Genomic DNA, 12,888 nt, shown 5'->3' with positions numbered 1-12,888 from the left:
ACATGGCCTGGGCGCCGGTGAGCTTGCTGCCGTTCTTGAAGCCCGCCCAGGTCAGCGGCTCCAGCTCGTCCTGTTCCGGCTCGCGGCCCATCGTCTCGAACCGCCGCAGCATGCCCGCCGCGAAGTTCGAGCCCGAAACGGCGCCTTGCGCGCGGTAGAGCTGGCGATAATCGATGCCGAGGCCGCGCGGCATCACGGTGTGGCCGAGCTTCGCGAGCAAATCGGCCGTCTTCTCCAGCGCCGCTTGAATCTCTGGATGGATGGGCTTGCCGCCCGGCGTCTCGCTCGACCAGGCGATCTTCAGCTTGCCCGGGCTCTTCGTGATCTCCTCCATATAGGGCCGTTCTTTCGGCGGCGGCGCATAGGGCGAGGCGGGCTCGGGATAGCCGGTCGCGTCCAGCATCGCGGCGCTGTCGCGCACGGTGCGGCTCACGACATGATCGACGCTGAAGCCGATCGCGCGGTCGAAATCGTCCGGGCCCTGCGGGTTGCGGTCGCGCGTCACCTTCATGCCGACGAGGCCGCAGCAGGCAGCCGGAATGCGGATCGAGCCGAGCCCGTCCGATGCGTGCGCGAGCGGCAGGATGCCGGCACCCACCGCCGAGGCCGCGCCGCCCGACGAGCCGCCGGAAATACGGTTCGGGTCCCAGGGATTGCGGCAAGGCCCGAGCAGGCGGGATTCCGTTGTGCCGGTGATGCCGTATTCCGGCGTGTTGGTTTTCCCGAACAGCACAGTGCCCGATGCGCGGAAGCGCTTCACCAACTCGCTGTCGTGGTCGTCGACGATCTTCGAGACGAATTTGCTGCCGCTGGTGCGTGGCCAGCCTTTCACTTCGGTGCCGAGATCCTTGATGAGAAACGGCACGCCCTTGAAAGGTCCGTCCGGCAGTTTGCCTTTCGCGGCCTCCCGCGCCTCGTCGAAGGCGGAATAGACCACCGCGTTCAGCGTGCCGTTGTGCTTCTCGGTGCGCTCGATGGCGGCATCGACCAGTTCCAGCGGCGTCACCTCGCCCTTCTTCACGAGCTCGCCGAGGCTTAGTCCGTCATGGTCCGCATATTCCGTAAAAGCCATCGTCTCTCTCCCGATTGTCGTCGTCAGTTCCAGATCGCCGGATGTCTGTCCTTCCAGGGCCGCGCTTCCTCAAGCTGCGCCGCGAGGCGGAACAGCGTCGCCTCGTCGCCGAAGCGGGCCGAGAACATCATGCCGATGGGCAGCCCGTCCGAAGACATCGCCAGCGGCAGTGAAATCGCCGGCTGTCCCGTCAGGTTCTGGATCGGCGTGAATGGCACGTAGTCCACAGCCGGCGCAAAAGCCTTCAGCGGATCGCGCTCATTGATGTCGATAAGGCCGAGCGGAATGGGCGGCGATGCCAGCGTCGGCGTCAGCCACACATCGTGGGTTTCCATGAAGCCCGCCACGCGCCGGGTCATCGCCTGTGCCTCCTTCACCAGCATCAGGTATTGAGCGGCGCTCACCTGCTTGCCGATTTCGTAGAGGCCCCAGGTCAGCCCTTCGAGTTCATCTTCCTTCGGCCCGCGTCCACGCAGCAGCGCTTCGCCCTCGATTTCCGAGGCGAGCCATGAGGCCCACATCGGCAGAAAGATGCTGCCGGGTTCCTCCGGTTTCAGCGGGGGTGCAGCTTCCACAACCTCGTGGCCGAGCTCGGCGAGCAGCTTCGCCGTCTCCTCGACGCCTTTCACGCAGTCGGCGTGAAGCGGGCTTCCCGCCGGGTTCGTCTTGCTGAAGGCGATGCGGAGCTTGCCGGGCTTGCGTCCGGCTTCCTCGAGAAAAGGCCGCTCCACATGCGGCGCGGCGTAGGGTGCACCCGGTTCGTAGCCGTGTGTGCAGTCGAGCATCGCCGCGCTGTCGCGCACGCTGCGCGTCACCACATGTTCATGGCAAAGCCCGCTCAGCACGTCGCCATAGTTGGGTCCGAGCGAGGTCCGGGCGCGTGTCGGTTTCAGGCCGACGAGGCCGCAGGACGATGCCGGAATGCGGATGGAGCCGCCGCTGTCGTTCGCATGAGCCAAAGGAACAATGCCGGCGGCGACCGCCGCAGCCGAACCGCCCGATGAGCCGCCGGTCGAATGTTTCACATTCCACGGATTGCGCGCCGGCCCGTAGAGCGCCGACTCCGTCGTCGGCAGCAGCGTGAATTCCGGCACGTTGGTCTTGCCGAGAATGCTGAGACCCGCCTTCTTGAAGCGCTTCGCCAGTGCCGCGTCTTCCGTCGCCGCAGTGCCTGCCCGAAAGCGCGAGCCGAGGCGCGTCGTCGTTCCGGCGAGATCGCCGAAGGCGTCCTTCAGCAGGAAGGGTACGCCCTTGAAAGGTCCGTCCACGGGCGCCTTCGCTGCCGCTCGGCCCACATCGTAAAGCTTGAGGATGACCGCATTGATCGCCGGATTGTGCTTTTCGATGCGCGAGATGGCTTCCTCGGCAAGCTCGGCTGCGCTCACCTCACCCTTGTGCACCAGCTCCGCAAGCCCGAGACCGTCATAGCCTGCGTATTCCCGAAAGCTCATCCGCTTCTCCCGCCCCGCGTTACGCCCGGCAGAAGCTTAGCGGCTGACCGTCTCCCGTCAAACGGTCAGCCGTCGAAAAGGGTCAGGCTTCGTGGTTTCCGGTGGTCCAGGGGTAGGGCGGGAGGCCCTCGAAATCGGGGCCCTCGAGCGCCGGCTCGTTCCCGTCGTCCCAAGGCTTGACGGCAAAGCGGGCACGCCGCAATACCGCCGCCCCCTCCGGGCCTGCATCTTTCGTCACGTCGCCGACATTCACCTGCTCGACCTTCATGCCCGTCTCGGTCAGCGTGACGAGCGTGTAGCCATGTCCGTCGGCATCCATGTAGTCGAGACCGGGGCTCGCGCGCTCGTTGCGGAACATGTTGTGGATATATTCCGAGGCCGAGTAATTCGCGAGAATGCCTGCGCGCAGGCCGTTCACGAGTGTGTTGTTCCAGTTCTCGCGCTTTGTGCCCGCGTCGTCGAGTACCACGGCGCGGTGAAAGAAGCCGCTGTTGCGCGTGGCGCGGGCGGCGCCGGAATACATCGAGCCGGAGCTGATGCCTGCGGTCATGATCTCGACGGCGGCGAAGGACAGGTTTTCCGCGTCGGGATCGACAGGCAGGCGGCCCGCAGCGAAGGCGTGGTAGTCGCCGGCCATCGAGACGACATTGCCGATCTTCTCTTCCTTCAGGAACGATATCAGCTCGGCCAGTTCACCGGGATAGCCTTGCCAGGCATCGGTGCCGACATAGCCGTCTTCGAGGCCGGCAAAGGGAATGCGCGAGAAATCGAGCCGCATCTGCAGCGCCGGTGCGCTATTCGCCCAGACACGCCACTTTGCGGTCGAGGCTTTCATCGCCGCCTTGAACCATTCCTTCTGCGGCAGGCCCATCTGCGTGCCGCGCGGCGCGTTCGCGCGCGGGTTCGGCATTTCCTTGCCGCCGTAGCTGATCGTCTCCGGTGGGTTGCCGTCATTCGCCGTGCGTCCGGCATCGAGCAGTTTCACGAGGCGCACGGGTGGCACGGGCGCCCCCGCGATAAAGGCCTTTACCTCTTTGGTGATGACGGGCGGGCTCCGGTAGCTGCGGAGATCGGTTATCACCATGTCCAGCATCGCGCCCCAGCGGAGCGTGCGGTAGATGGTCAGGCTCGATATCGCCTTCAGATTATCCGTACCCTGATAGAGGTAATTGTCATCGGGCTCCCCAAGCTCGCCATTCTCCACGCGCGCATGACGGAAGTCGTGGGCCGCACGCTCGATGCCGTTGAATTTCGGCGCCTGCGACAGCACTGCTGGGATGAATTCGAACCATGCCTTGTTAGCGGCAACTTTCCGTTTCGCCGCCGGTTCGCCGTCGCCGAAATAGGTGTCGTGGCTCTGCCAGGCGTCGTTCGTGAATTCATGGTCGTCCCATGTGTGCACGAAGGGGAAGCGGGCGCGCGCCGCCTGCAGGTCGGGATCGGTGAGATAGGTTTTGTAGAGCGCGCGGTAGTCGGCGAGCGATACCGCCGCCTGTCCGCCCTTCTGCCACCAGGGCCGCGTGCCGTCCGGTACCCAGGGTTCCGTGCCGTCGGGCAGGGGGCCGATCAACCGCGCCGGTCTCTCATCCTCCGGCACGTCGCCGGTGCGTTCGTAAATGAAGTCGCCCAGATGCAGCACGAAGTCGATCTGCTCGCCGGGCGCGGCGGCAATGTCGTCATTCACCAGCCGGCGGAGCGCGCCGTAATATCCCTGTTCGTAGTTCTGGCAGCTGACGGTGGCGAAGCGCACGTCGCGCTTCGTGCCGGGACGCGGCGCAGTGCGTGTGCGTCCCGGTTCGGCCGAGCTGTCGCCGCCTGCATAGAAGCGATAATAGTAAGTTGTGTCAGGGACAAGGCCGCGTACGAACACGCGGACCGTATGGTCGGCGTCGCGCGTCGCACGCACGGCTTGTTGCAGGACCACGCGCGTGAAATCGGTGTTGGCCGAAACCTGCACATAGAGATCGACGTCCCCATTCGGCAGGGCCGCTTCCGGAGCCAGCGCCTCGACGCGGGTCCAGAGCATCACGGCATCGGGCTGGGGATCGGCCGAGGCGAGGCCTTGCGGAAAATGGAAAGCGCCGGGGGCCGCCCGGGCTGTGCCAAGCGACGGAACGAATGGCGTCGCGGCGGCGGTTGCCACGAAACAACCCGCCGTGGCGGCAAACAGCTTCAGAAATTCGCGCCGGTTAAACGACACCCCCGACATCAGCCCTTGGTCCCCACACTCGCCTCAAAACCATGGGGACGTTATAGAGACTTTGCCAGGCGGCGGGAACGGCGCTAACCGGTCTTTTTGCGTGTTCCGGCCGGTTTTGCCCCGGCGCCGCGACCGGCGGTTTGCATGGGACCGGCTTTGCGGACGCTGGTCACGCTCTTTGCCGCCGCACTCGCCTTGCGGGTTCCGCTCTTGCCCGGCCGCCGCTTGAAGAGCTCTTTCAGGTATTGCCCGGTATAGGAGCGCGGTTCGGCTGCCACCTCTTCCGGCGTGCCGGCCGCCACGATCTCGCCGCCGCCATCGCCGCCTTCGGGTCCGAGGTCGAGAATCCAGTCGGCGGTCTTGATGACCTCGAGATTGTGCTCGATCACGACCACCGTGTTGCCGCTCTCGACCAGTTCGTGCAGCACTTCGAGCAGCTTCGCCACATCGTGGAAATGAAGTCCCGTGGTCGGCTCGTCGAGAATGTAGATCGTGCGGCCGGTCGCGCGCTTCGACAGTTCCTTGGCGAGTTTGATGCGCTGTGCCTCGCCGCCCGAGAGCGTCGTCGCCTGCTGGCCGACCTTGATATAGCCGAGGCCGACGCGCTGCAGGATTTCCATCTTGTCGCGCACTGCCGGCACGGCCTTGAAGAAATTCGCCGCTTCATCGACCGTCATTTCCAGCACGTCGGCGATCGACTTGTCCTTGAACTTCACTTCCAGCGTCTCGCGGTTGTAGCGGTGCCCGTGGCAGGCGTCGCATTCCACATAGACGTCGGGCAGGAAGTGCATCTCGATCTTGATGACGCCGTCGCCCTGGCAGGCCTCGCAACGGCCGCCCTTCACGTTGATGGAGAAGCGGCCCGGCTTGTAGCCGCGCGCGCGGCTCTCCGGCAGTTCGGCGAACCAGTCGCGAATGAAAGTGAACGAGCCCGTATAGGTCGCAGGATTGGAGCGCGGCGTGCGGCCGATAGGCGACTGGTCGATGTCGATGATCTTGTCGAGATGTTCGAGCCCGAAAATCTCGTCGAAGGCGCCGGGGTGGTCGCGCGTGTTGTTCAGGCGCCGCGACACGGCCTTGTAGATCGTCTCGATCAGGAGCGTCGACTTGCCGCCGCCCGAAACGCCGGTGACGCAGGTGAAGGTGCCGAGCGGAATTTCCGCCGTCACATCCTTCAGGTTGTTTTCCTTCGCGCCCGTCACCTTCAGCCATTTGCCGTTGCCGGGGCGGCGCGTGGCGGGCAGGGGGATCTGCAGGAAGCCCGTCAGGTACTGCCCGGTCAGGCTTTCCGGGTTCGCCATGATGTCGTCGGGCGTTCCCTCCGCCACCACGCGGCCGCCATGTACGCCCGCGCCCGGGCCCATGTCCACGACATGATCGGCGACGCGGATCGCGTCCTCGTCATGTTCGACCACGATCACCGTATTGCCGAGATCGCGCAGCCGCTTCAGCGTGTCCAGCAGCCGGTCATTGTCGCGCTGGTGGAGGCCGATGGAGGGCTCGTCCAGCACATAGAGAACGCCCGTCAGGCCCGACCCGATCTGGGATGCGAGCCGGATGCGCTGGCTCTCGCCGCCCGACAGCGTGCCGGAGTTGCGTGCCAGCGTCAGATATTCGAGGCCGACATTGTTGAGGAAGTGCAGCCGCTCGCGAATTTCCTTCAGCACCCGGCCGGCGATTTCGTTCTGCTTCGCCGTCAGGTGTCCGCTCAGTTCGGAAAACCATTTGTCCGCCGCGCGGATCGACATCTGCGAAACTTCGCCGATATGGCATTTGGCGATCTTCACCGACAGCGCCTCGGGCTTCAGGCGGAAGCCGTGGCAGGCATCGCAATCCGTGATGCCCTGATAGCGCTCGATTTCCTCGCGCGCCCAGGCGCTGTCTGTTTCGCTCCAGCGCCGCTCCAGATTCGGGATCACGCCCTCGAACGGCTTCTTCGTCTTGTAGGAGCGCATGCCGTCGTCATAGGCAAAGGTCACGACTTCGTCGCCGGAACCGTAAAGAATGACATTCTGCGCTTCTTCCGGCAGTTGCGCCCAGGGCGCCGTCATCGAAAATTTGTACTGCTTGGCCAGCGCCATCAGCGTTTGCGTGTAATAGGGCGAGGTCGAGCGCGACCAGGGCGCAATCGCACCCTTTTTCAGCGACAGTCCGTGATCCGGCACGACGAGGTCCGGGTCCATATAGAACTGGGTGCCGAGCCCGTCGCATTCCGGGCAGGCGCCGAACGGATTGTTGAACGAGAAAAGCCGCGGTTCGATTTCATCGATGGTGAAGCCGGAGACGGGGCAGGCGAAGCGCGACGAAAAGATAGTCCGCTCGGCCTCTTCGCCCTTCTTGTCGCTCTTCGCGCCATCCGCCATCTCGATGACGGCAATGCCATCCGCGAGATCGAGGGCGATTTCGAAGCTGTCGGCCAGCCGGTTGTCGAGATCGCCGCGCACGACGATGCGGTCCACCACGACGTCGACGTCGTGCTTCAGCTTCTTGTTGAGGGCGGGCACGTCCGCGATCTCGTAGAAAGTGCCGTCCACCTTCACGCGCTGGAAGCCCTTCTTCTGCAGCTCGGCGAATTCCTTGCGGTACTCGCCCTTGCGGCCGCGCACGATGGGTGCCAGCAGGAAGAGCCGTGTGCCTTCCGGCAGCGCCATCACCCGGTCGACCATCTGCGTCACGGTCTGGCTTTCGATGGGCAGCCCCGTAGCAGGCGAATAGGGAATGCCGATGCGGGCCCAGAGGAGACGCATGTAGTCGTGGATTTCGGTGACGGTGCCGACCGTCGAGCGCGGGTTGCGCGAGGTCGTCTTCTGCTCGATGGAGATGGCGGGCGAGAGGCCGTCGATCTGGTCGACATCCGGCTTCTGCATCATCTCCAGGAACTGCCGTGCATAGGCCGACAGGCTTTCGACATAGCGCCGCTGGCCCTCGGCGTAGATCGTGTCGAAGGCGAGCGAGGATTTGCCCGAACCGGACAGGCCGGTAATGACGATCAGCTGGTCGCGCGGCAGCTCCACGCTCACATCGCGCAGATTGTGCTCGCGCGCCCCCAGCACGCGGATGAAGCGGTTCTGCACGTCACTATGCTTGGTTGACGCGGATTTTTTCGAGGCGGTGCTCATCGGGCCGGAACTCTCACGGGCGCGGCTGCCTTGCGGGCTGCGCGCATCTTTCGCTGCGGGGAATGTGGCTTGGTCTCAGGCTTCATGTATGTAGGGCCGCAGGGGCGGCTTCAAGGGCCAAGGCCCCGCGACAGAAAAGAATCGCAGAACCCGCGAAGCATCTTGCCTCAAATTGCACGTTGTGAGAACATAATAAGAACAAATAGACTTTCAAGGCGGCGGGGGACAGATGGGTTTGAACTTTGATACGCTCACTTATTCCGAAAGGCTCCAATCGGCCGGGGCGTCCAAGCAGTTGGCCGACGAGCATGCAAAGTTGGCGCGCGACATGGTCATCGCCGATCTCGTTACCAAAGAGGATTTCCGAGCTGGCATGGGCACTCTGAAGTCCGAGCTTGAAACGGCTATGGCCAGACATGGCCTGCGAATGACCGTGTTGTTTGGCGGTATGATCGCCGGCGCGATGACTTTGCTGCTTGCAGCCATTCCTCTTGTCGTTTGATCCACAGCTTTTTTATCGTGAGCACTGGCTCCTGACCGCCCCTGCGGCTAGGTTCCGCGCAAGAGACATCCAACCGGCGAGGGCGAGAACATGGCAGGCAGCGTCAACAAGGTCATCCTGATCGGCAATGTAGGCGCCGATCCTGAAATCCGCCGCACGCAGGATGGCCGGCCGATCGCCAACCTCCGCATCGCGACGTCGGAAAGCTGGCGCGACAAGAACACGGGCGAACGCCGCGAAAAGACCGAGTGGCACCGCGTCGTCGTCTTCAATGAAGGTCTCTGCAAGGTCATCGAGCAATATGTGAAGAAGGGCGCGAAGCTTTATATCGAAGGCGCGCTCCAGACCCGCAAGTGGACGGACCAGTCCGGCGTTGAGAAATATTCAACCGAAATCGTGCTTCAGGGCTTCAACTCGACATTGACCATGCTCGACAGCAAGGGCGGCGGTTCCTCCGGCGGCGGCGACTACGGCGGAGGCAGTTCCGATGACTTCGGTGGCGGCAGCAGCGGCGGCGGTTCGCGCGGCAGCTTCAGCCAGGACCTCGACGACGAAATTCCGTTCTAGAGTTCGCTTCACCGGGTTGCCGTATGCTCCGCATTGTCGAGACATTGAGCGATCCCGGCATCCCCGGCAAAGCCAATGAAGACGCCTTCGGATACACGGGCGATCATGCCTGGGTGATCGACGGCGCGACGGATGTTGCCGACGGTCCGCTGATAGGCAACGAGACCGGTGCGCACTGGCTCGCGCATGAGGCGAGTGCGCTTTTCGCCGCCAATGCCGCGCGCTACGGTGCCGATCTTCACGGCCTTGTCCGCTTCACCATCGAGACGCTGTCGCGCCGCTTCGTGCAGGAGCGTCTTCGTCCGCCGAACGGACGCCACGAATGGCCGAGCGCGGCCATGGCGCTCGTTCATGTTGGCAAGGGGCACGCAGGCGAAGACAAACTCGTTTGCGCGAACTTCGCGGATTGCGGCCTTATCCTTCTCGACGACGACAGCGACGAGGCGCGGGTCTTCGGTGTGCAGCATACCTCGCGCGAGGCGCGCGCGATGAGCCGGACGGCGGCGCTGATCGCCGCGCTCGTGCCTGGGGAAAAGCCTTTCGACAATGCCGCCATCATGGCTTACCTGCGCGAAAGCCGCCGCCGCCAGAACTCGGATGAGGGCTACTGGATTCTCGGTATCGATCCGGAAGCCGTGTCCCATATGCGCCATTGGGACATTCCGCTTGCGCGCCCCGTCACCGGCCTCCTCTTCAGCGACGGTTTCGGCTCCATTGTCTTCGACTATCACCGCATGGACCCGGCAACGCTGGTGCGCCGCGCCGCCATTGACGGGCTCCGTGCCATCGCCGCCGAGGTTCGCCGCGTCGAGGCGATGGAGGATCCGGACTGCCACGAATACCCCCGGTTCAAGTGCCATGACGATGCGACGGCGGTCCTTTTCCGCGTCGAATGAGAAGGCGCCGCGAGCGCTTTCTTCGGGTGTATTTTTTTCTTTTGTTTCAGTGGGTTACAACCCGCTGTCCGGCGTGTTTGAAGTTGCCGTGAGGGGGCGGAACTGATACTGTTCCGGTCAATCAACGAGAGGGATTCGGCGCCTGCCGGGTGACCTCTTCACAGTTCCTTTCAGGGCATTGCGCGACCGGGTTCCAGGGCCTTCGCGACAACGCTCCGCAACGTCAGAAAAACACTTGTCCGATACGCAAGACAGCGACATTCCGGGTGACGAGCCAGGCCCGGGCGACGATACCGGCATGGACAGTCTGAACGGTTCGGGCACGCCGCCGCCCGGCGGTCCGGGCGGCTCGTCCGCCGGCGGTCCTCCGCCGGAGCGTGACGTTTCGCCGATCTCCATCGAAGACGAGATGCGCAGTTCCTATCTCGATTACGCGATGAGCGTGATCGTGAGCCGCGCTCTGCCCGATGCGCGGGATGGCTTGAAGCCCGTTCACCGCCGCATTCTCTTCTCGATGAACGAAAACGGCTACGACTGGAACAAGCCCTACCGCAAATCCGCCCGCGTCGTCGGCGACGTCATCGGTAAATATCATCCGCATGGCGACCAGTCGATCTACGACGCGCTGGTGCGCATGGCGCAGGATTTCTCCATGCGCCTGCCGCTGCTCGACGGGCAGGGCAATTTCGGCTCGGTGGACGGCGACCCGCCGGCCGCCATGCGTTACACCGAAGTCCGCATGGCGAAGACGGCCCATGCGCTGCTGAACGACATCGACAAGAACACGATCGACTTCAAGGACAATTACGACGGCACCGAGCGGGAGCCTGTCGTGTTGCCCGCCGAACTGCCGAACCTTCTGGTCAACGGCGCCAACGGCATCGCCGTCGGCATGGCGACGAACATTCCGCCGCATAATCTCGGCGAGGTGATCGACGCCTGTATCGCGCTGATCGACAATCCGGCCATCACCATCGACGAATTGATCGAGCATATTCCCGCCCCCGATTTTCCGACCGGCGGCATCATGCTCGGACGTCAGGGCGCGCGCTCGGCCTACCACACCGGCAAGGGCTCGGTCGTGGTGCGGGGCCGCGTCGAGATCGAGGAGGTGCGGAAAGACCGCCAGGCGATCATCATTTCCGAGATTCCCTATCAGGTGAACAAGGCCTCGATGGTGGAGAAGATTGCGGATCTCGTGCGCGAGAAGCGCATCGAGGGCATCGCGGATCTCCGCGACGAATCCGACCGCAACGGCATGCGCGTGGTGGTGGAGCTTCGCCGCGACGCCGTGGCCGATGTGGTGCTCAATCAGCTCTACCGTTTCTCGCCGCTCCAGCAGAGCTTCGGCTGCAACATGCTGGCGCTCGATCACGGCCGTCCGGAAACGATGACGCTGAAGCAGTTCCTGCAGATCTTCGTCGCCTTCCGCGAGGAAGTGATTTCGCGGCGAACCAAGTTCGAGCTCAACAAGGCGCGCGACCGCGCCCATGTCCTTGTCGGCCTTGCCATCGCCGTCGCCAATATCGACGAAGTCATCCGTCTCATCCGCACCGCGCCCGATCCGGCGTCGGCGCGCGCGAGCCTGATGGAGCGGGACTGGCCGGCGCGCGACATCGCGCCGCTGATCGCGCTCATCGACGATCCGCGCCACCAGTTGCGCGAAGACGGCACCATCCGCATGTCCGAGGAACAGGCCCGCGCCATCCTCGAGCTGCGCCTGCAGCGCCTTACCGCGCTCGGCCGAGATGAGATCGGCGATGAACTGAAAGGTCTCGGCGAGCGGATCGAGGATTATCTCAACATCCTGCGCTCGCGGTCGCGCGTTCTCGACATCATGCGAACGGAACTGACGGCGATCAGAGCCGAGTTCGCGACGCCGCGCCGCACCGAGATCGCCGAATCCGAAACCGATTTCGAGGACGAGGACCTGATCCAGCGCGAGGACATGGTCGTTACGGTCAGCCACCAGGGCTACATCAAGCGCGTGCCGCTCTCGACCTACCGCGCGCAGCGCCGCGGCGGCAAGGGCCGTTCCGGCATGTCGACCAAGGACGAGGATTTCGTCACCCGCCTCTTCGTCGCCAATACGCATACGCCCATGCTGTTCTTCTCCTCGACGGGCATGGTCTACAAGCTCAAGGTCTGGCGTCTGCCGCAATCGACGCCGCAGGCGCGCGGCAAGGCGATGATCAACATCCTGCCGCTCGACCAGGGCGAATACATCACCACCGTCATGCCGATGCCGGAAGACGAGGAAAGCTGGGACAGCCTCCACGTCATGTTCGCCACCCGCAAGGGCAGCGTGCGGCGCAACAAGCTGTCGGACTTCGTGCAGATCAACCGCAACGGCAAGATCGCGATGAAGTTCGAGGGCGAGGATGCGGATGACGCCATCGTCGGCGTACAGATATGCACGGAAGACGACGACGTGCTGCTCACCGCCGCGAATGGCCGCTGCGTCCGCTTCCCCGTCACCGAGGTGCGCGTCTTCTCAAGCCGCAATTCGACCGGCGTGCGCGGCATCCGCCTCGGCGGGGACGACAGGCTCATCGCCATGAGCATCATGCGCCATGTCGATGCCACCCCGGCGGAAGCACGCGCCTATCTCAAGCAGGCTGCCGCCATGCGCCGCGCCGTCTCCGGCGAGGGCGACGAACCGGAAGCGGAAGTCGTCGAGGCGGAGGAGGGCGATGAAGAGACTGCGGAAGACCTGACGCTCTCGACCGAGCGTTATTCCGAACTCGGCGCCCGCGAGCAGTTCGTGCTCACGGTGAGCGAGAAGGGCTTCGGCAAGCGCTCGTCTTCCTACGACTACCGGACGTCGGGCCGCGGCGGCAAGGGCATCATCGCCATGGCCGTCACGCCGCGCAACGGCAAGCTCGTCGCCTCGTTCCCGGTCGATGTGCAGGACCAGATCATGCTCGTTACCGATGCCGGCCAGCTCATCCGCTGCCCGGTGGACGATGTGCGCGCGGCGGGCCGCGCGACGCAGGGCGTCACGATTTTCCGCACCGCGCCGGATGAGCGCGTCGTCTCCGTCGAGCGGGTCGAGGAAACCGGCTCGGACGAGGAATAGGA

At 64.1% G+C, this 12,888-nt stretch carries 8 protein-coding genes; 4 read left to right on the top strand and 4 right to left on the bottom strand.

All coding sequences use genetic code 11. The annotated features are described in order from the left end of the window. From Q8S60_RS09875 to uvrA, 4 genes are all read right to left on the bottom strand, one after another. On the bottom strand, positions 1 to 1,072 hold a 1,072-nt coding region (locus Q8S60_RS09875), incomplete at its 3' end, for an amidase (RefSeq protein ID WP_305668500.1). 23 nt (positions 1,073 to 1,095) lie between these two features. Beyond that, positions 1,096 to 2,523, bottom strand: coding sequence for an amidase (locus tag Q8S60_RS09870; protein WP_305277846.1), 1,428 nt, complete (start codon positions 2,521 to 2,523; stop codon positions 1,096 to 1,098). Positions 2,524 to 2,605: 82 nt separating this feature from the next. Continuing rightward, positions 2,606 to 4,732: an alkaline phosphatase gene (locus Q8S60_RS09865; protein WP_305277845.1), complete on the bottom strand. Its 2,127-nt coding sequence runs from the start codon at positions 4,730 to 4,732 to the stop codon at positions 2,606 to 2,608. Between the two features lie 74 nt (positions 4,733 to 4,806). Next, positions 4,807 to 7,842, bottom strand: coding sequence for an excinuclease ABC subunit UvrA (gene uvrA, locus Q8S60_RS09860; protein ID WP_305668499.1), 3,036 nt, complete (start codon positions 7,840 to 7,842; stop codon positions 4,807 to 4,809). Positions 7,843 to 8,077: 235 nt separating this feature from the next. Here uvrA and Q8S60_RS09855 point away from each other — a divergent pair, with 235 nt between their 5' ends. The 4 genes from Q8S60_RS09855 to gyrA all read left to right on the top strand — a co-directional run bounded on the left by Q8S60_RS09855 (position 8,078) and on the right by gyrA (position 12,886). Further along, positions 8,078 to 8,344, top strand: a complete 267-nt coding sequence (locus Q8S60_RS09855; protein ID WP_370867291.1) for a hypothetical protein — start codon at positions 8,078 to 8,080, stop codon at positions 8,342 to 8,344. Between the two features lie 90 nt (positions 8,345 to 8,434). Continuing rightward, the gene (locus Q8S60_RS09850; RefSeq protein WP_305277839.1) at positions 8,435 to 8,911 is read left to right on the top strand and encodes a single-stranded DNA-binding protein; all 477 of its coding nucleotides are present in this window, start codon (positions 8,435 to 8,437) and stop codon (positions 8,909 to 8,911) included. Between the two features lie 23 nt (positions 8,912 to 8,934). Beyond that, entirely contained in the window at positions 8,935 to 9,807 is an 873-nt protein-coding gene (locus Q8S60_RS09845) for a hypothetical protein (RefSeq protein ID WP_305277837.1), read from the top strand. Between the two features lie 409 nt (positions 9,808 to 10,216). Then, positions 10,217 to 12,886: a DNA gyrase subunit A gene (gyrA, locus tag Q8S60_RS09840; RefSeq protein ID WP_370869312.1), complete on the top strand. Its 2,670-nt coding sequence runs from the start codon at positions 10,217 to 10,219 to the stop codon at positions 12,884 to 12,886. Positions 12,887 to 12,888 lie beyond the last annotated feature (2 nt).

Origin of the sequence: Parvibaculum sp. (genome assembly GCF_030694575.1) — a bacterium.
GTDB lineage: Bacteria > Pseudomonadota > Alphaproteobacteria > Parvibaculales > Parvibaculaceae > Parvibaculum.
Note: the sequence above shows the minus strand (reverse complement) of the source record. Positions and strands in the feature narration are given on the sequence as shown.

Excerpts from the sequence above, each read along its gene's own strand:
- Q8S60_RS09870 (WP_305277846.1), bottom strand. The coding sequence starts at position 2,523 with ATGAGCTTTCGGGAATACGCAGGCTATGACGGTCTCGGGCTTGCGGAG.
- Q8S60_RS09865 (WP_305277845.1), bottom strand. The coding sequence starts at position 4,732 with ATGTCGGGGGTGTCGTTTAACCGGCGCGAATTTCTGAAGCTGTTTGCC.
- uvrA (WP_305668499.1), bottom strand. The coding sequence starts at position 7,842 with ATGAGCACCGCCTCGAAAAAATCCGCGTCAACCAAGCATAGTGACGTG.
- Q8S60_RS09850 (WP_305277839.1), top strand. The coding sequence starts at position 8,435 with ATGGCAGGCAGCGTCAACAAGGTCATCCTGATCGGCAATGTAGGCGCC.
- Q8S60_RS09845 (WP_305277837.1), top strand. The coding sequence starts at position 8,935 with ATGCTCCGCATTGTCGAGACATTGAGCGATCCCGGCATCCCCGGCAAA.
- gyrA (WP_370869312.1), top strand. The coding sequence starts at position 10,217 with ATGCGCAGTTCCTATCTCGATTACGCGATGAGCGTGATCGTGAGCCGC.